Origin of the sequence: Hyphococcus sp. (genome assembly GCF_965267305.1) — a bacterium.
Taxonomy (GTDB): domain Bacteria; phylum Pseudomonadota; class Alphaproteobacteria; order Caulobacterales; family Parvularculaceae; genus Hyphococcus.
The window spans coordinates 2,971,789-2,989,712 of record NZ_OZ253945.1 but is presented as its reverse complement, the minus strand read 5'-3'; the positions used below and the strand labels follow the sequence as shown (position 1 = coordinate 2,989,712).

The 17,924-nt window shown below is 60.4% G+C and carries 17 protein-coding genes, 1 tRNA gene and 1 pseudogene; 12 read left to right on the top strand and 7 right to left on the bottom strand.

Annotated elements, in window-relative coordinates:
- Positions 1-79: 79 nt before the first annotated feature.
- The 5 genes from ftsE (at position 80) to ACQY5P_RS14335 (ending at position 4,134) form a co-directional block, all read left to right on the top strand.
- A complete protein-coding gene (gene ftsE / locus ACQY5P_RS14355; RefSeq protein ID WP_428407555.1) occupies positions 80-793 on the top strand; it encodes a cell division ATP-binding protein FtsE in 714 nt (237 codons plus the stop codon).
- A complete protein-coding gene (locus ACQY5P_RS14350) occupies positions 790-1,746 on the top strand; it encodes a cell division protein FtsX (protein WP_428407554.1) in 957 nt (318 codons plus the stop codon). The genes ftsE and ACQY5P_RS14350 overlap by 4 nt, the downstream gene beginning before the upstream one ends.
- An 89-nt stretch (positions 1,747-1,835) precedes the next feature.
- On the top strand, positions 1,836-2,420 hold the full coding sequence (locus ACQY5P_RS14345; RefSeq protein WP_428407553.1) for a YdcF family protein: 585 nt from the start codon (positions 1,836-1,838) through the stop codon (positions 2,418-2,420).
- A 3-nt stretch (positions 2,421-2,423) separates the two neighbouring features.
- On the top strand, positions 2,424-3,152 hold the full coding sequence (locus ACQY5P_RS14340) for a lysophospholipid acyltransferase family protein (protein ID WP_428407552.1): 729 nt from the start codon (positions 2,424-2,426) through the stop codon (positions 3,150-3,152).
- Entirely contained in the window at positions 3,145-4,134 is a 990-nt protein-coding gene (locus ACQY5P_RS14335; RefSeq protein WP_428407551.1) for a DUF2125 domain-containing protein, read from the top strand. Before ACQY5P_RS14340 ends, ACQY5P_RS14335 begins: the two co-directional genes overlap by 8 nt.
- A 408-nt stretch (positions 4,135-4,542) precedes the next feature.
- Here ACQY5P_RS14335 and ACQY5P_RS14330 read toward each other — a convergent pair whose 3' ends face one another.
- Positions 4,543-4,896, bottom strand: coding sequence for a MarR family transcriptional regulator (locus tag ACQY5P_RS14330; RefSeq protein WP_428407550.1), 354 nt, complete (start codon positions 4,894-4,896; stop codon positions 4,543-4,545).
- A gap of 76 nt (positions 4,897-4,972) precedes the next feature.
- The gene (locus ACQY5P_RS14325) at positions 4,973-6,340 is read right to left on the bottom strand and encodes a leucyl aminopeptidase family protein (RefSeq protein ID WP_428407549.1); all 1,368 of its coding nucleotides are present in this window, start codon (positions 6,338-6,340) and stop codon (positions 4,973-4,975) included.
- 129 nt (positions 6,341-6,469) lie between these two features.
- Between ACQY5P_RS14325 and ACQY5P_RS14320 the strand changes: the two genes are divergently transcribed.
- The 5 genes from ACQY5P_RS14320 (at position 6,470) to ACQY5P_RS14300 (ending at position 11,295) form a co-directional block, all read left to right on the top strand.
- On the top strand, positions 6,470-7,513 hold the full coding sequence (locus ACQY5P_RS14320; protein ID WP_428407548.1) for a tetratricopeptide repeat protein: 1,044 nt from the start codon (positions 6,470-6,472) through the stop codon (positions 7,511-7,513).
- A gap of 191 nt (positions 7,514-7,704) precedes the next feature.
- Positions 7,705-8,922, top strand: coding sequence for an Nramp family divalent metal transporter (locus tag ACQY5P_RS14315; RefSeq protein WP_428407547.1), 1,218 nt, complete (start codon positions 7,705-7,707; stop codon positions 8,920-8,922).
- Entirely contained in the window at positions 8,922-9,665 is a 744-nt protein-coding gene (gene pxpA / locus ACQY5P_RS14310) for a 5-oxoprolinase subunit PxpA (protein WP_428407546.1), read from the top strand. The genes ACQY5P_RS14315 and pxpA overlap by 1 nt, the downstream gene beginning before the upstream one ends.
- The gene (gene pxpB / locus ACQY5P_RS14305; RefSeq protein WP_428407545.1) at positions 9,662-10,351 is read left to right on the top strand and encodes a 5-oxoprolinase subunit PxpB; all 690 of its coding nucleotides are present in this window, start codon (positions 9,662-9,664) and stop codon (positions 10,349-10,351) included. Before pxpA ends, pxpB begins: the two co-directional genes overlap by 4 nt.
- Positions 10,348-11,295: a biotin-dependent carboxyltransferase family protein gene (locus ACQY5P_RS14300; protein ID WP_428407544.1), complete on the top strand. Its 948-nt coding sequence runs from the start codon at positions 10,348-10,350 to the stop codon at positions 11,293-11,295. Before pxpB ends, ACQY5P_RS14300 begins: the two co-directional genes overlap by 4 nt.
- Here the strand turns inward: ACQY5P_RS14300 and ACQY5P_RS14295 are convergent.
- On the bottom strand, positions 11,254-12,843 hold the full coding sequence (locus tag ACQY5P_RS14295) for a BCCT family transporter (RefSeq protein ID WP_428410669.1): 1,590 nt from the start codon (positions 12,841-12,843) through the stop codon (positions 11,254-11,256). The genes ACQY5P_RS14300 and ACQY5P_RS14295 overlap by 42 nt on opposite strands.
- Before the next feature lie 163 nt (positions 12,844-13,006).
- On the bottom strand, positions 13,007-14,410 hold the full coding sequence (locus ACQY5P_RS14290) for a DUF1254 domain-containing protein (RefSeq protein WP_428407543.1): 1,404 nt from the start codon (positions 14,408-14,410) through the stop codon (positions 13,007-13,009).
- Positions 14,411-14,566: 156 nt separating this feature from the next.
- Between ACQY5P_RS14290 and ACQY5P_RS14285 the strand changes: the two genes are divergently transcribed.
- Complete coding sequence (locus tag ACQY5P_RS14285; RefSeq protein WP_428407542.1) at positions 14,567-15,400, top strand: metal-dependent hydrolase; 834 nt, start codon at positions 14,567-14,569, stop codon at positions 15,398-15,400.
- A 70-nt stretch (positions 15,401-15,470) separates the two neighbouring features.
- The gene (locus ACQY5P_RS14280) at positions 15,471-16,130 is read left to right on the top strand and encodes a TetR/AcrR family transcriptional regulator (protein ID WP_428407541.1); all 660 of its coding nucleotides are present in this window, start codon (positions 15,471-15,473) and stop codon (positions 16,128-16,130) included.
- A 136-nt stretch (positions 16,131-16,266) separates the two neighbouring features.
- On the opposite strand, the gene ACQY5P_RS14275 is transcribed toward ACQY5P_RS14280, so the two are convergent.
- The 3 genes and pseudogenes from ACQY5P_RS14275 to ACQY5P_RS14265 form a co-directional block, all read right to left on the bottom strand.
- Positions 16,267-17,217 (bottom strand): hypothetical protein, encoded by a 951-nt coding sequence (locus ACQY5P_RS14275; protein ID WP_428407540.1) that lies wholly within the window; start codon positions 17,215-17,217, stop codon positions 16,267-16,269.
- Between the two features lie 223 nt (positions 17,218-17,440).
- A pseudogene (locus ACQY5P_RS14270) lies at positions 17,441-17,680 on the bottom strand (GIY-YIG nuclease family protein); the annotation flags it as partial.
- 140 nt (positions 17,681-17,820) lie between these two features.
- Positions 17,821-17,896, bottom strand: a tRNA-Thr gene (locus ACQY5P_RS14265).
- Between the last annotated feature and the right edge of the window lie 28 nt (positions 17,897-17,924).

The window sequence follows — 17,924 nt, the reverse complement described above, 5'->3', positions numbered from 1 at the left end:
TGAGGCCAGAATCGTTTATGTGTTCGCCATGATGCGGCGCGCGGGATCGCGCGCGGCCTTGCGCTGTGACAGGACCGAGATGCAAACCGCCGGAGACGCCAGCAGGGAAATCGTCAGATTCGAGCAAGCGGGCCTCGCCTATGAGGACGCTCCCGAAACCCTGACCGACGTCACCATGACTATGAATGAAGGGGAGTTCCGTTTTCTCACGGGCCCGTCGGGCGCCGGAAAAACGTCGCTTCTGAAAATGATCTATCTCGCCCACAAGCCGACGCGCGGACGTTTCTTCCTGTTCGGCGAGAACGCCGCGGAGGCACCGCGCGAAGCTCTGCCTGCGCTGCGCCGGCGCATCGGCGTCGTCTTCCAGGAATTCCGTCTCCTCGATCATCTCACGGCCTATGAAAATGTGGCGCTGCCCATGAAAGTCGCAGGCGTTAACCAAAACCAATATCGGGAAGACGTAAGCGAACTCTTAAATTGGGTGGGACTGGGCGACCGCATGCACGCCAATCCGCCGACGCTTTCCGGCGGCGAAAAACAGCGCGTAGCCTTGGCGCGGGCGCTGGTTTCAAAGCCCGACCTCATTCTTGCCGACGAGCCCACAGGCAATGTGGATCCGGCCATGGGCGAGCGCATTATGAAATTGTTCGTAGAGCTTAACAAACTCGGCGCCGCCGTCATTGTCGCCACCCATGACCTTCATCTCGTGCAGTCCATCGGCAAGCCCGTCTTGCGCATCGCCGATGGAAAAGTAACCCGCAATCCCGGCGCGGGAGGCGCGGGCGGACTATGACGCAAACGGAAGACTTCGACATGGACGATGCGCCGGAGGAAGTTCAGGCGCCCCGGCGCCGCAGCGTTTTCCGCCGCCGGACGGCGCCGCTCCTTCCCGAGGCGGGCGCGGCAGGCGCGCCCCTGACCGCCGTTATCGCAGTCATGTCGTTTCTGGCGGTGCTCGCCATGGCGTCTCTGCTTTTGGTCAATCGCGCGGCGAGCGAGTGGACCTCCGCCTTGCGGTCTGAAATCACCGTGCAGGTGAAAGGCGCTGACGCAACTGAAATCGCCGCGCGTGTCGAGGCCGTGTTGCGCGTCCTTCAGGAGACCGACGGCGTCATCGACGCGCGCGAGAAAAGCCGCGAGGAGACGGCGGAGCTTCTCGAACCCTGGCTCGGCCAGGGCAACGCCGAAGCGTTCCTCAACATTCCGGCAATCATCGAAGTCAAAGCCGCGCCCGCCTTGCGCGACAATCTCGATCTTTTGCGCAATCGCATTTCCGCCGCGGCGCCGGGCGCCAGCCTCGACGATCACGCCCGCTGGCACGACCGGCTTTCGGGCGCCGCGCGTTCCGGCCAGGCCATGGCCTTCGGCGTCTTTCTGCTGGTCATGGGCGCGGCCTGCGCCATTTCCGTCTTCGCCGCGCGCGCCGGACTCGCCGCCAATCACGAGATTGTTTCCGTCCTCCACCTTGTGGGCGCCACGGACGGCTTTATCGCCGCCGAAGTGCAGCGGCGGTTTTTCGTGCTGGGCTTGCGGGGCGCGCTGATCGGCCTGGCGGCGGCCCTCGCCGCCCTCATCATGGCGGGACTGGCGGTCAGGGTCGGCGGGCCGGCGGACAATTTTCTCCCCTCCTTACGCCTCGGCGGCTGGATGATTCTATGGCTGGCGGCCGCGCCCATCGCCACCTGCCTTGTCACCGCCATCACCGCCCGGCTTACGGTTTTGAAAACTCTGAGCAAACAATATTAAACCCTTGCTCCGGCGATAGCGCAGGGCGGGCCCTTCGGCTAAGCTCCGCTTGGGCTGATCTTTGAACGGTTGAAGAGACGGTTTCTGGCGTGAGACGGCTGATTGTTGTTTTGACCGTAACGGCGCTCATCTGGGCGGGCGGGCTCGTCCTGTTCATCGGATCACTGCCCCGGCCTTCCAGCGCAGCGCCCGGCCTGGCGGACGGCGTCGCCGTCTATACGGGCGGCGGAGGCGTGCGCATCTCCACCGCCATGGCGATCTTCGCCGACGGCGCCGGGGAGCGGTTGCTGATATCCGGCGTTCATCCGGACACGTCCGCCGCGCGATTGTCGGACTTCTGGGTCGGACCGAAGGAGCGCTACGATTGCTGCGTCGATCTCGGCCGCGAAGCGCTGACGACCGAAGGCAATGCGGGCGAGTTGCGAAACTGGGCGGCTGCGCACAATTTTACCAGCATCATTCTCGTCACCTCGGACTATCATATGCCCCGCGCCATGGCGGTGACGCGCGCGCGCATGCCGGGCGCGACAATCACGCCTTACCCTACCGCCTCGGGCTATCTCGACGACAAAGGCCGCCCCGCTTCTTTCAACGCGGGCCTCAAACTCGCAGGCGAATATACGAAGTTTCTTCTTGCGCGCGTGAAGGCGTTGTTCCCCGGAAACGGCCGCTAGGGAATGATACGGCGCATCCGCTCTGCGGCTTTTTCCTTTTACCTCATTGTCACGGTCGCCGTGATGGGGATCGTCTGCCTCCCCGTCATGCTGTTCGGCCGCGGCCCGGCGCGCGCAACGGTGAAGCTCTGGTCGCGCCTTGCGCTGTTCGGGCTGCATCAGATCGCCGGCGTCACCTATAAGATCGAAGGCGCGGAAAACCTGCCGCAAGGCGGCGCGCTCATCGCCGCCAATCATCAGTCGCAATGGGAAACGATCGCGCTTTACGCGCTGGCGCCGAAACCCGTCATGGTGTTCAAGAAAGAACTGAAGCGCATCCCTGTCTATGGCTGGTGGGCGGCGCGCGCCGGCAATATCGCCATCGACCGCAAAGGCGGCGCCAAGGCGTTGCGCGCCATGACGCGAGAGGCGAAAGCCCGCGCCGAGGCCGGCGAACAAATCATCATTTTCCCGGAAGGCACGCGCATGAAACCCGGCGAGCGCGGGGCCCTGCAACCCGGAGTCGCGGGCGTCTATGCGGCTATGGATGCGCCCTGCACGCCAGTCGTCCATGACAGCGGGCGGTTCTGGCGCCATCCGGGCGGCGAAAAAATTCCGGGCGCGATCAGTTTGCATTTTCTGCCCGCGATTCCGCCGGGGCTCGACCGCAAGGAGTTTCTGCGCGTGCTTGCCGCCCGGCTCGAAGGCGCACGGCCGGACCTGATCGCGTCAGAGAAGGCCGCCCATGGCTGACAACAAAACGCATAACCGTTGGCTTTATATCCCCTGGGGAATCGCTGCGGTTGTGCTCCTCTCTTATCTCATGTTGTGGCGTTATGGCGCCGCAGAAATGAAGAGCGCCGTCAGCGACTGGGTTGAAGACCAGCGAGCCGCCGGTGTCGAGGTCTCTCATGGCGCGTTGAAAGCGGACGGCTTTCCGTTTTTTCTGCGCCTTCATATTGAAGACCCTTATATCGCTGCGCCGGAAACTGGCGCGTGGCGGACGGAGCGTCTCACCATCGACGCGCTTCCCTATGATCTCAACAGGCTGATCTTTTCAACGCGTACGGAACAGTTTGTTTCTCTTGCCGGCCATGGCGACTGGCGCATGAGCGCCGAGGATTTCCGCATCTCCATCGCCAATGACAAAAGGCGCGACTGGGTCTTTGCCGCGACCATCGGCGGCGCGACGGCGCGGCGCGATGAAGACGGCGCGACCGCATCAGTTGGAAGCCTCATTCTGGACCTCTCTCCGGAAGAGACCGACAAAACAATCCTGACCTTGAGCGTCCTCGCAACGGAAGCGCAGGTGACGGCAGGCGGAAAAAACATCGCACTCGACAAACTGCAAACGGTCGTCGCGGCGAGCGAGGCGTATGCGCTCGCCGATCCGGATCTGTGGCGCAAGGCGGGCGGCGCGCTCCAGATTAAGGGGGTTTTCGCCCAGCTTGAGGAAGCCCGCTTCGCCGCCGCCGGAACGCTTCGTCTCGACGGCGAAGGGCGCCCTCAAGGCGACCTGAGAACCGAGATCATCGCGCCGGCGCCGTTTGTCCATTTGCTCGGCGACGCCGGCGTGATCGCGCCGGAAGATGTCGAGAGCGCCGCGGCTTCCCTGACGCTGGCGTCGATTGCGGCGGGTGGGAAACTGACGGCGCCTATCGAGTTCAAGGACGGGGCCGCGCATGTCGCAGGCGTCCGCCTTACCGGCGTCGCTTCCGGCCGGGCGAATCCGTGAAACAATCGCCGTTCGGGCCGGTTTCGATGCTATGGCGCCCCGCATTCCCATTGGGGTTGCGGAGAATCTGGCGCCATTTGGCATTTTCTGCTTCATCCGTCTGCTAACCTTTCCTGCGCCCGCATGGGGCAGGGCCGCCGCGAATCTGCTGGCGGGCCCGCGCCCTGACAATCGGAGAGAAGACTAACCCGGCCTGGCTTGTGGTGGAAAAGTCAGCGGAAAAGGAGCGTCATCGCGGCCGACATCTGTCGCAACATCGCCCGCAAGGCCTTTAATTCCGGCATTTCAAGGAATCCGGCGTTCGCTGAAACTCTGGAAAATGTAACGTCCCATGTGACAGAAACGCGGGCAGACCTGCGTAGAGGCGGGACCTTTCCGGACGCCCTAACGCGACCTGGAGCTCAACAATCAGCCATACATGGCGCCGAGCGGCGCGTCGTCAGTGTGGGTTTCAACAAGACGGGAGAAATTGTCGAGATAAATGGCGCCTTCCGCCGTTTTCTGGACAATCACAATGCGCTTGTCGTTGACGTCGCGGACGCGCTTGACGAAGCCAAGGATCGAGAGCGCGTCAAGCGCGCGCGAGATCGCCGGCTTGGGCACGTTCAAATCGCGGGCGAGCGCGCGCACCGTATGAGGGCCGGGGCGCAGATAGACGGTCAGCAGGATCGACCACTGACGCATGGAAAGATCGGGGCCGTCAGCGCGCACCGCATCGCACATCACTTCCCGCCAGCTTGTCAAATTATCCGTCGACGCCATCGTCCGGCCTGTCGCCTTATCCTCTTGAACGAAGCCTTAGCTCTGCAACCGTTCGCCCGGAAAGGGCAAGGCCGAATCACGCGCCAAAGCGTGCGGCGAGGACCTCGAAGAGCGCGCGAATCGCCTGCGCCTCGCCGCCCACAGGCCGGCCGGGCGCAGCCTTGGGCCGCCAGGCGTAAATATCGAAATGCATCCACCGCGCCGCTTCGCCGGCGAATTTTTTGAGAAACAGCGCCGCCGTGACCGACCCGGCGAAGCTGCCGCCGGAGATGTGGTTCACGTCTGCGATCTGGGAGGACAGCATGGATTCGTAGCCGCGCCAGAGCGGCATCCGCCAGACCGGGTCGGCGGTTTTCTCGGCGGCGTCCTCGAGCGCCCGGACCAACTCGATGTCGTCGCAATAATAAGGCGCGAGGTCGGGGCCGAGCGCCACCCGCGCCGCGCCGGTGAGCGTCGCGAGGGAGATCATCAGCTCAGGCTCTTCCTCCCCGCCATAACTCAGCGCATCCGCAAGAATAAGACGGCCTTCGGCGTCCGTGTTGCCGATCTCGACCGTGAGCCCTTTGCGGCTCTTGAGGATATCGCCGGGGCGGAAAGCGTCGCCGGAAATGGCGTTCTCCACCGCCGGGATGAGGACGCGCAGACGCACCTTCAGCCCAGCCTCCATGATCATGCGGGCGAGGCCCAGACAATGAGCGCTGCCGCCCATGTCCTTTTTCATGATCGCCATGCCGGTCGCGCCTTTGATGTTGAGGCCGCCGGAATCGAACGTGACGCCCTTGCCGACCAGCGTCAGCTTCGGCGCATTTGCATCGCCCCAACGCATGTCGATCAAGCGCGGCGCGCCCTTCGCCGCGCGACCCACCGCATGAATCATCGGAAAATTCTGTGCGAGGAGATCGTCGCCGACGGTGGTTTCGATCTGCGCGCCCATCTCAGAAGCGAGATTTCGCGCCGCCTGTTCCAGCGCCGCGGGCCCCATGTCGCCCGCCGGCGTGTTGACGAGATCGCGCACCAGAAAGACCGATTGCGCGGCGCGGCGCATGGCGGCGGCGTCGGAGTTCTCCGGCGCGACGAGGCGTGCGGCGGCGGGCTTTTGCTGTTTGTATCGGTCGAAACGGTAGCCGCCGAGCAGCCAGCCCAGCACCGCAAGATCGGCGGTGTTTTTATCGAACGAACTGGCGAAGACATAATCGCCCTCGACGAGCTTTTCGGCGGCCGCCGCGGCGATGAAAGGATCGCTCCCGTCGCCAACGCCCAAAAGCGCCGCCTCTCCGTCGCTGAAAACCGCGCCGGCCTCGCCGTTAAATCCGTTCGCGCGCGCGAGCCGTTTCAACTCCGCGGGCGCATCGCTTTCGTCGAGCGCGCTGTCGCGCACCGGATAGATTTTCTTCGCCGCATTTGCAGCGGTTTGTTCATAGTCGCTTAAGAGATGAGGGGCCATGAATAATCCGTTAACTTACCAAGTCAGAACCGCGTTAGATTGCACATTAAGCATACGGTTAAGCCTTTATTGAATTCCTTCCGTCACCATGAGCGCGATCCTTCCAAGGAATTCATCGAGGCGCGACTCATGCTTACCGCATCCAAGCTTGCAACGAAATACGCGATTGTCGCCGGCGCGGCCATTCTGCTGCCTGCCTGCGCGTCCAGTCCCAAAACCACAACAGCCGACGGCATCGGTAAGGGCGACTATCGCGATGCGATCGGCGTCTATTCGACGCCTACAGGCGATGAAGGCATGGATCCGATCGCCGCCGCGGCCTTCTGGGGCACGCGCTACAATACCGATCAGGCTGACCCTGCAGTCGCCGTCCGTTTCTCCAGGGCATTGCGCAAAATCGGCTCCAATGAAGAAGCCGTCGGCGTGATGCAGAAGACCGCCGCCGCCAATCCCGGCAATGGCGAGGTCAATCTCGAATATGGCAAGGTGCTTGTAGAAAGCGGCCGCGCTTTTGAGGCCGTGCGTTATCTCGAAACCGCCGTCGCCAAAGCGCCCACAGACTGGCGCGCGCTTTCCGCTTATGGCGTTGCGCTCGACCAGATTGGCGAACATGACGAGGCCCGCGCCAAATACGACCGCGCGCTCGGCATGGCGCCCGGCGAAGTGATGCTGCTCAACAACAAAGGTCTTTCTTACGCGCTCGACGGCAATCTTTCGCTCGCCCGCGCCACGCTGCGTCAGGCCGCGACCAATGCTGGCGCAGACTCGCGCGTGCGTCAGAACCTCGCGCTGGTGCTGGCCCTCTCAGGCGAAATGCGCGAAGCGGAACGTCTTGCGCGCTCGGACCTGCCGCCGCTCGTCGCCGACAATAATATCGATGTTTATCGCCAGCTGATGAATCAGCCCGCCTACTGGGATCAGTATGCGGCGAGCGATGTGGAAACGCCTAACTTCGACGATGTTCCGTCTGCGCCGCTTTCTCCCGCCGCGCCTTCTCCGAAGCCGCAGCTTCAGGAAGAGCCGAAAGAGGATGAAGAGGAAGCCGACAAGTCTCCGGTCGCCCTCATGGCGGTGGAGCCCGTGACCAACGCTTCCGTCTCCATGCCCGCGGAACCGGCTTCCATGGAGCCGGATCAAATGGAACCAGGCATCGAGTTGAAAACCGAAGAATAATCGGTCCCGTTAACCGATCGGGGGGCTGATTGGCGGCGCTATCGTACGAAGCGCCAGTAGCGTGAAACCGCTCCGGGCAGGGTCTGGGGCGGTTTTTCTCGTGGGGGGGCACAATCCGACGCCTCCGGATCATTCCCGACTGTGGCATTGCGGCTCTCGCAATCGCCGCTCCACGCGTTAAGCTGCCCTCGATGTTGAGACGGTTTCGCGCGATCGGCCCGGGGGCGCTAACGGCAGCCGCGTTTATCGGTCCAGGCACTGTGACGACGGCGACCCTCGCCGGCGCAGGGTATGGTTACGCCCTCGCCTGGGCGCTTGTCTTCGCGACCATTGCGGCCATCATCCTGCAGGAAACGGCGGCGCGGCTCGGCGTCGTCTCGCGCTTCGGCCTCGGGGAAGCGGTGATGCAGCGGTTCGAAGAATCGCCTCTTGTAAGGTGGTGCGCCGCTGCGCTCATCATCGCCGCCTTGTTCGTCGGCAATGCGGCCTATGAAGGCGGCAATATCGCGGGCGCCGCGCTCGGTGTCGAAGCCGCAGCGCCGGGCGCCGTTCCGCGCGCTGTTCTCGCCGGCCTCCTCGCCCTCATCGCCGCCGCGATTCTCCTGTTCGGCGGTTATCGGGTCATCGAAAAAACGCTCATTGGCGCCGTCCTTATAATGACGGTCTCTTTCGCCGCGGCGCTTTTCACCATCGGTCCCGACTGGGGCGCGCTTGCAAGAGGCGCATTTGCGCCCGCTATTCCGGCGGGCGCGCTGCCCATCGTGCTCGGCCTGATCGGCACCACGATCGTTCCTTACAATCTTTTCCTTCATGCAGCGGCGGCGCGCAAACGCTGGAAGGGGGCGGAAGGGCTCGCCGAAGCCCGTTTCGATGCGCGGCTCTCCATCGGCATGGGCGGCGTTGTCTCTATCCTCGTTCTATCGACCGCGGCCGCGAGCCTCTTCGGGTCGGGCCTCGACATCAGCAATGCGGGCGACATGGCGCGCCAGCTCGAACCCGCCTTCGGCGCCAGCGCGACTTATCTGATGGCGCTCGGGCTTTTCGCAGCAGGGCTTTCCTCCGCCATCACCGCGCCCCTTGCGACAGGTTTCGCCGCAGCGGAATTGTTCGGTTTTGAAAGCGACCCCTCGGCAACGAAATTCCGTATGGTCGCCGGCGCCGTTCTCCTCATCGGCGCCATTGTCGCCATGACCGGCGCGCGGCCGGTGGAAGTCATTCTCTTCGCCCAGATCGCCAATGGGATTTTGTTGCCGGTCATCGCTGTCTTTCTTCTTTATGCCGCGAACAATCGAAAATTGCTGGGCGAGCATGCGAATGGACTGCTGGCGAATATTGGCGGCGTTGTGGTGACGCTTGTCGCCGCAGCGCTCGGCGCGAGGGGCGTGTTGCGCGCCTTGGGAGTGATGTAATGCGCGTCATCGACCTCAACGCCGACATGGGCGAATATGCCGACGACGCAGAACAGGCGATTGAAGCGGCGTTGATGCCGCTCATCACCTCTTGTTCCATCGCCTGCGGCGGACATGCCGGGAATGCCGAAACCATGCGGTCGACAGCACGGCTCGCAAAAGCGCACAACATCAAAACCGGGGCTCACCCTTCCTATCCAGACCGCGACGGCTTCGGGCGGCGCTCGCTCTCCCTTTCTCTCGAAGAGTTGCGCCTCTCCCTGACCTTGCAGGTTGAAGCGCTGAAAGGCGTGCTTGCAATGGATGAGATGCTTGTTTCTCATGTGAAGCCCCATGGCGCGCTCTATAACGATGCGGCTAAAGACCTCGACCTTGCCCGCATCGTCGCCGCCGTCAGCACAGGCCTCTTCCTTGTCGGCCCCGCCAATTCAGCCCTGGAAGCGGCGGCGGCAGAGGCGGGACTTTCTTTCGCCGCGGAAGGTTTTGCGGACCGGCTTTATCTCGCTTCCGGCGCGCTCTGCCCGCGCAGCGAACCGGGCGCCGTCATCGCCGACCTCGATGCCCGGGCGCGCCAAGCCTTAGCCATCGCAAAAGGTGAAAAAATCTGCGCCCGCGATGGAGAGTGCATCGTCAAAGCCGATACGCTCTGCATTCACAGCGATTCGCCGGGCGCCGTCGAAACCGCGAAAGCGGTGCGTAAAACGCTTGAAGACGCCGGGATCGCCATCAGGCCCTTCGCATGAGCGCTCTTTCCTTTTCGATTAAACCTTTCGGCGAAAACGGCTGGCTCGCTGCGCTCTCCGGCGGCGATATGGTGGAACGGGCGCTCACAGCCAACGCCGCCGCTGATGCGCTTCGCCGCCTTCCCGGCGTCATCGACTCCGTCGCGGGCGTTGAAAGTCTCGTTCTTCGTTTTCTGCCCCCGGGCCTCACTGCGGAGGACGCTAAAGCCAAACTCGAAGAGACCCTGCGCCGTGAAAGAACAAAGACAAAAACACCAGCCCCCGCAATCGAGATTCCCGTCTCTTACGGCGGCGAGCACGGTCCCGATTTCGAGATGCTTTCAAGCAAGCTGCGCATCAGCGGCGAAGACCTGATCGCGCTGCATTCTTCACAAACATACCGTGTGCTGACGGTCGGTTTCGCGCCGGGCTTCGCCTATCTCGGCCCCCTGCCGGAAGCATTGCAGACGGAGCGCCTCGCAACGCCGCGCCCGCGCGTGCCGGCCGGGTCGGTCGGCGTCGCCGGGGCGATGACCGGGGTTTACGCCCTCGCCTCTCCCGGCGGCTGGCCGCTGATTGGCCGGACCCCGAAAAAACTTTTCGACGCCCGCGGCGACAATCCTTTTCTGTTCTCGCCGGGCGCCGCGGTGCGATTTGTTCCGGTCGATGAAAAAACCTTCGCCGCAATGGAGGCGGCGCTGCGGTGACGGCGCTCGCTGACATTCTCAGCCCCGGTCTTTTGACCACGATCCAGGATCTCGGCCGTTCAGGGCTCCGGCATCTTGGCGTGCCGCTCTCCGGCGCGGCGGATTTTGTTTCCCTGGCGCTCGCCAATGCCGCCGCCGGCAATGCGCCAAACGCAGAGGGCCTTGAATGCACGCTCAAAGGCCCGGCTTTGCGGTTTGCAGCCTCTGCAACTTTTGTTTTGGGCGGCGCCGACATGAAACCGCAGCTCAACGGCAAGCCGCTCAGCCTCTATAAGCCTTTTGAGGCAAAAGCCGGCGACGAACTGGTTCTTGGGTCCGCGCAAACCGGCGCGCGCGCCTATATCGCCTTCGCAGGCGGATTGCAGGGCGATGAGTTTTTAGGGAGCTCTTCGACCTATCTTCCCGCCTCGCTCGGCGGTCATCAGGGCCGCGCGCTGAAAGCGGGCGACAAGCTTTTTTCAGCAAGCCTTCCGACGACATCGCCGCGCAACATCCCCGCTTCGCTGCACCCGGCCATCGCCCATGATTTTTTCCTGCGCGCCCTGCCCGGACCGGAAGCGGATCAATTGCGCGACGGAGACTTGACCCGCTTCTTTGCGCGCGGCTGGAGCGTGGGGCGCCGCGCCGATCGCATGGGCGTTCAACTCGACGGCGAAAAACTCAGTCTCGCCGATGCGCCATCCATGGCGTCGAGTCCTGTCTTTCCGGGCACGGTGCAATGCCCGCCAGACGGGGCGCCTTTCCTGCTGCTGTGCGACGCGCAGACCGTGGGCGGTTATCCGCGCATTGCGCAGGTGATCGCCGCTGATCTTCATCTCGCGGGGCAGATGCGCCCCGGCGACCGGGTGTGGTTTCAGGAAATTTCCGCCAAGGGCGCGCGCGACACCGCCCTTCAGAAAGCCTCATTCTACGGCGATCTTTTGCCCCTCGGATTTTTCCGCTGAGGCGGGCTGCTGAGCCGCGCGGATTTCGCCGAGCCAGTTGACGCGCATGGTGACAATCACTGCGCCCATGGCGATCAGAATGAAAAGCCCGGGCAGCCCGCCGAGATTGGATAGCATCCGCACGCCGTCGATCCCCGTCGTCGAGGTCATGATAAAAGCGACGGCGCCGATCAGCGCGCCCCAGAAAATCTTCACCCAGCGTTCGGCCCGCGGGCGTTTCTCCCCCGGTCTGATGTTTTTAAGGCAAATGCTGGTGATGGAATGGGTGTTTGAATCCATGGCCGTCACAAACGAAATGAAAGTGAGCCCCACAAACAACATCATGATGACGGCGCTGGCGGGCAGCGCGTCGAACAGGGAATAGATCACCGCCTCAGGCCCGCGTGCATCGAGGGCGGCGACTAGCGCATGGTTTTCAGACGCGTCGACACCGATGGCCGCGCCGCCGAACACCGTCATCCACACGGCGCCGAACAGCGCAGGCGCGGCGAGATTGAAAAGGATGAACTCGCGCACCGTATAGCCGACGGAGATGCGGCCCAGAAACAGCGCCGTCACCGGCGCCCAGGCAAGCCAGTTGGCGAAGTAGAACACCGTCCAGTCGCGGGTCCAGTCCGACCCGGCGCGCTCGCCCAGCGCGAGACTGCGCGGAATGAAGTTCACCACATATTCGCCGAGGCTTTTGGCGCCCAGCGCCAGAATGTCGAGCGTCGGCCCGGCCAGCAGCACGAAAACGAGGAGTACGAAAAAGAACCGCGTATTGAAATCGGAAAGGAGCTTGATGCCTTTTTGCAGCCCGCTGATCGATGACGCAACGAAGAGCGCGACGATCGACAGCGTGACGAAGAAGCGCAAGATCGTTGAGTCATAGATCCCCGCGATGGCTTCGAGCCCGCCGGAAAGGGTCATGACGCCGGCGCCGAGCGACGCGGCGACGCCAGCGACCAGCGCGTATAGCCCGACCGCATCGATGACCGCGCCCGCGCGCCCGGTCGCGGCGCGCCCCAGCACCAGCGACAAGGGCCCGCTCAAGGAATAGGGCCGCCCGAGATTGTAATGGGCAAGCGCGAAGGCGAGCGCGGGGACGGTGTAGATCGCGTAGGGCGTGATGGTCCAGTGCATGAACATGGAGGAGAGCGCGAAGGCCGACGCTTCTTCCGTATAGGGATCGATATGCGTGTAAGGCGGCGGCGCCTTAATATGGAACATGGGCTCGGCCGAACCCCAGAAGAGGATGCCGATGGCGATGGTGGTGCACAGCGTGATGGAGAACCAGTTCCAGCGGCTCAAGATCGGCTTCGCGTCCGGCCCGCCGATCCGCACCGCGCCGAGCGGCGAGACCGCGACCCAGCCTATCAGCAGAACCGCGGCAAAAGACGCATAGCTGAAAAGCCAGTCGAAGCGCGTTAAAATCCAGGTGTTTGCGGCGCTCACCGCATGATGAAACCCGTCGAAATCAACGAGGCTGAAGGCGAGCGCGGCCCCCAGCAGCACAACAGGCGGCCAGAAGACAAGCGGGCGGGTGGATTTGACGGTTTCTCTGAAGATGGCGGCGGACCCTCATGCGCTGTGACGCTAGAGGTCATAGCGCAGGCGCGCGAAATGCCCAAACCGGCGGAAATTTAGCCGCGCTCGCCCTGGGATGGATTAGCCCCGAAAGCGATCCGGGATGTAATCCACCACCATTCGCTGCAATTGAGCGGACGGAGAACTATCGGCGGACCATATCAGGTACGGACCAGCCTCCTTCAAGAATGTCCTCGCGAGGCCAGTACATGCGTAAAGTGACCTCGAAAGGTCCCGCCGGTACTGGCAGCCAGTTTTCAGCCGGAACGTCATCCGGCTTTTTCGTCGCGAAGCTGATGACGATGTCGCCATTCTCATCGGCGCGGAGATTGGAATGGCTGCCGAGCGCATAGCGGTTGATCCGGTTTCCGGACAGGAAGCCGTCTTTGTCATAGACTGTAACCGACCAGAAGCCATTCACCGGCGGGGTCGCGCCATCCGCGAACCGCAATTCATACTCGCCGGTCGATCCGTCAAGCATCTTGCCGCCGCCGGTTTTCTTGGCGTTCTGATAGACGGCAAACTCGTTCCTGTTCGCCCCGAAACCAATCTGCGAGACGATAGCGCGGACGAGATAGGCGTCACCGTATTCGCCCAGCGGGACTTTGGTCGGGTCCGGCGCCCATGCGCCGCGATTGCCGAAATCGAATGCGCGATCCAGCACTTTCTGTCCGCGCTCGATGCCGCCATCGAGCGCTTTCTTATTGGACGCCGACAGATCCGCAACACGGCCTTCCGCTTCGGGGCCGACATTGATCAGCGCCAGCTTTTTCATTTTGCCCTTGTCTTGGGGCGCCGGAGGATAAAGCTCGATCAGTTCATCCAGCCGGCTGAAGAAATCGACGCCTGAGAACGCCCGGACCGTATCTTCCGGAACAGGCTGGCCGCCAACAGGCCGGCAGGGCTCGTCCGACCGGAGCGTCGCCGGCCCGGCGAGGGGGTAAAGTTTGTACTTCCGCTGAACCGCATTGGCTGCCCCAAGGTCATCGCTACCCTTCAGTTCCGTCCGGCCGATAATCCAGACAAGATTGGTCGGGGCGTCGATACGCTCCATCCCGGCGGGCGTCCGCCCTTTCCAGTCGGGTCCGGCGATAAGATATGTTTTCTCTTCGCCGCCGTTCGATTGCGTGCCCGGCCCGGCGAAATTGTTGGTCCAGGCATCGAGCATGGCCATCAGATAAAACCGGTCTTTGACCTCCGGCGTTTCAAGCACCAGCGGACCGTCGCTCAGATCAAGGAAGGCCGATGAATAGAGCGTATCGACATTCGGGCGCACAACGGCCTTGAAATCCGGATCCGGGATCGAGAATTTATGGGTGAACGCGTTCAAAGGCCCCCCAAGCCCGCACAGATAAGGGATTTCGCTGGCTGCACGGCGTGTCTCATCCATCAGCAGGATAGGAAAACCGAAGATGTAGCCATCCGTGGCGATGAGGCTGGTCCGGATCGTGAGCGTCGGACCGTCTTCCTCGGCCCGAGCCCCGGCGCATGCCCCTTGTGAAAGCAGCAGCAAGGCGAGCGCCGCCGGACCAGACCATCTGTTTTTCATGAGAAAGCTCCTTTCACTCGAGACAGCACGCAAGGCTTTGTCCAGAAAACCATACTGTGAAAAATTTTTTCGACAAGCCATATAGAAAATATTTTCAATAGTATCCATATGGGGGTGCGCACTCATGGCCAGACCGTTTGGAAAGGAAAAAAGGAAATGAATTCAGCGGATATCTCGCGATCGATCACAATCTCGCCGCGCGATCAGCACTTCGCCTTCTCCACAATCAAGGAGCGGGACTGGCTCGGCGGCGACCCCTTCAGATCTCTTGTCTTCAATGGGCTTTCCATCACTTTTCCCGCCGGCGAGCGGTTTTTCATCCGGAGCGTCAAGGCGTTCCGGGGAGATATCCGGAATGAGACGCTCCAGTCCCAGGCGGGCGCCTTTATGGCGCAGGAGGCCATGCACACCCGGGAACATGTGCGCTACAATCAGCGGCTCGAAGAACATGGCTGCCGGGCCTCCATGCTCCATGAGGAGACCGAGGCACGGTTTGAATGGGCGCAAACGCGCTATTCCGATATAGAACACCTCGCTGCAACCTGCGCGCTGGAGCATTTCACGGCGATTCTCGCCGAGGAACTTCTCTCCAAGCCCGATCTGCTTGCGGACGCCCGGCGGGAATATCGGGACATTTGGCTCTGGCATGCGATCGAGGAGTCCGAACACAAAGGCGTCGCCTTCGATGTCTACCAGGAGGTCATGCAGGGGAAAGGGTACTGGCTGCGTGTACGGACCATGCTCATCGTCACAGTGCTGTTCCTTCAGCATATGGGACGTATTTTCACCGTGCTGCTTCAGGATATCGGTCAGAACCGGTCCATGAGCGCCCGGCTCCGTCTGAACTGGGCGCTCTGGGGAAAGCCCGGCCTGTTTCGCAAGGTGATGCTGAACTGGGCCGCCTATTTCAAACCCGGCTTTCATCCCTGGGATCACGACAACCGGACGAAACTGAAAGAGGCGGAGCAGTTCTTGGTCTATGCCGCATAATACCGTAATTGACACTTAGCGCCCAAGCTGTGCGGTCCGCCGTCTTACGCGCGCTATCGCACGAAACCGAGTGTTGGCCTTGACAAGATTGAAGCGAAAGCGCCGGACGCCTGAACAGGCCCGCGAGGAGATTCTCCTTGCGGCCGAAGCCCTGATTCTTGAACAGGGACCATCCGAACTTAAATTCCAGGCGCTGGCCGACCGGGCCAATGTGGCGGTTTCTAACGTGTACCATCATTTTGGCGGCGTTCTGGAGATCAAGCGCGGCCTTGCCGAGAAAGTATTTGATGAACTCACGCAGGATCTGATCGAAGCGCTTAGCGAGGAGGAACAGAACGAACCGCTCGCCTTTGCACAGAATGTCATGTACCGGCTCTATTCCGTCCTGAGAAGCGAACGATACGCTAAACTGATCGGCTGGATCGTTCTGTCGACAGAGCTTGGAGACCTTGAGAGGTTCCTGCATCCGCTGCCCGGCATGACGGCGGTTGTGTCCGAACATCTCGCCCGGCATTTGCCGCCGGAGTTGGCAAATCGTCTGGCGGCGGCAATCACCTACAATTTGTCCATCACGGCGATCGGGGAAGGCCTGATAGGCCCCGCGGTAAAGGCCGCCCTTTCCATGGACGATGACTCAGCGGACGGGTCGCGCTGGCTCGGAAATTATTGGAAGCAGTTGCTGGATCATGAACTGGAAGAGGTTGTAAGTCGGCGCCAGAGCCAACCTTGACCGGCCTGCCTGATCTGAGCTGAAAAATATGGTGCCGCTTGTCAGACTTGAATTTAAGCAATAACCAATTGAATTATAGAAATAATCTCAACTCAGAAAATATCGATGCCCCCAATCATACCCCCAGAAACTAATTTCAGAACCTTCGGGATGGCGGACGTTCGATTTCGGAGCCATTGGGCAATTGGAACAAGTCTTTTGCTCTGTCATGCAATGAAAAATGCGCATCTTCAAATCTGATCTTTTCAGATGGGACAGAACGTTCGAGGTTCAGAAATCCTCGATAATAATGACGCATAGCATTCTGCCCCTTTGCATTCAGGTAGGCAAATACATCTCGATAGGATCGAATATACCTTTCCAACCACTTCACATAATTCAACCGATTCAGATCGTCCCTTAATGTTTCAAACATGCCTTCAATTTTTGAAGTGTCAGCCCCCTCGTACCCCAAAGCAAAATAATCTCTGTTACCAAGTCGCTCCGAGACGTACTCTAAAATTGCCGATAGCTCGTAGGCCGCATCATTTGTTCGAACTAATGCATAGGTTTCGGCTTCATCCACATTCAAGAATGTATCTGTCGCCACAGTTTCATTGAGATCAATTGACCGTTTCACACGTTGATTAGCATAATAAATAAGCTGCAAAAGTGTTTTATAATCTTCGCATTTCAGATTCGATTTTCGCCCGCCGAGCAATGTAAAAGTCGACAATCTTTCCAACAATGGAAACGAGCTTTCAACATTCCTGAAAATGATATCGAAAAGTGCATCTTTACGATTTTGCTTGAACGTACGCAAAACTCTTTCACCAACAAGCGCTATTATTATCCCACCGATAATATCGGGAACAATGTGCATCAAGAACGACAAGTCCAGTGATCCGAGCCCCCAAATCGTAACGACTATGGGAACATGCGCATCACCTTGAGTAACATGCTCCTGCCTCAAAACCCACAGCAACAACAGCACGATTATGATAGCTGAATAGAATAGTAGTCGAGCCTGGATAAACTCAGCAATTCGGCGCCACGCTAAATATACCCCGCGCGCACATGCCTCAAAAAACCTTGTTATCGCCCCCACGACGCCCCCCACTATTTAGAATTACTGACTAGTCTACATCGACAAAAGCCATTGTCGAGATCAATGACATAAAGTGCTGTTTATATACAAAAATGGATGTGGTACCTATCGGGTCAGCAGGTGTGTATTGTTGTACTTGCCGTGCTCGGAATTTATAATTTCCAGTGATTCAAGAACCACATTCAATGCGTAGTTACTGCTGAGCCTAAAGGTTTCGCGCAAATTATTCTGAAGCCAGCCATACCAATTTTGCCCGCGATGGATCATAAACATATTCTGAAATCGTACCGTCTTTAATTTTTTCCACCGCCTCATCAATGACGAATATCGGTACGAGGAACCATTCGCGTGGAATCACCGGATTTCCAAATCGGTCCTTGATCTCGATTTCCAGACGGGCGGGGTCGAAAACGCGGTGGATCAGTTTCTCCGGCTTGGTCCGATTTATATTGAAGAGGTCATATTAGCTCGATACCCCTATATATACCCCCAGATACCCCCAATTTTAAGGGACCTGTTTGGACGGCATTGGATGCAAAAACGGCCTAATATGCTGGTTTAATTTGGTTATTTTATGAAAATGGACAGGAAAAAATTCCAGTATGGTGCCGCTTGTCAGACTTGAACTGACGACCCCATCATTACGAATGATGTGCTCTACCAGCTGAGCTAAAGCGGCGTACCGGCTGGCGGAGGCGCGTCATAAC